The 530-nt window shown below is 22.5% G+C and carries 1 protein-coding gene; it reads right to left on the bottom strand.

The window, feature by feature from the left end:
* A partial coding sequence (locus SB717_RS33480) for a hypothetical protein (RefSeq protein ID WP_410907109.1) occupies positions 1 to 488 on the bottom strand: 488 nt, incomplete at its 3' end.
* Positions 489 to 530: the final 42 nt, after the last annotated feature.

The following is a 530-nucleotide window of genomic DNA, read 5'->3' as shown; positions in this document are numbered from 1 at the left end:
CAAATCGGAACAAAAAGACCTATGATTACAGGGAAAATTGATGTTGTAGAAAATTGAGTTTGATATTCTTTGTCCAATACTTCTATATATTTACTTAAACATTTCTCATTATATAAACCTTTTTCTCTTAAAAAAATACGTAATGCATTTATCTTTTTTAACCTAACTAGCTCACTATTATTAATCGATAATAATAGTTTAGTCGTAACCATAATTTTAAAACATTTTTTCATCTTATTAGAAAATGTTAAAGTTTCATCAACCTCTAATTCATTTACAAATTTATATGTTGAAACTATAAGAATAAACATTATAAAAAAAGTAAGTATAAATAATATTATTGTCCAGATATAACCTCTTGGGTTAATTATTAATATTAGAAAAAAACTAGTTATAAAAATCATATAAAATATAATCCATGAAATTTGTTTTTCGAACCATTTATGATTGCTCATTTCTTCATTATAAAAGCTTATTATTTTCTGCATTTTAATCCTCCAATCTTTATTTTCCATCCCACTAAATCTAAT

The sequence above is a fragment of the Priestia sp. SIMBA_032 genome (assembly GCF_046535215.1).
GTDB lineage: Bacteria > Bacillota > Bacilli > Bacillales > Bacillaceae_H > Priestia > Priestia aryabhattai.
The sequence above is the reverse complement of the archived record's forward strand: the minus strand, read 5'-3'. Positions and strand labels throughout refer to the sequence as shown.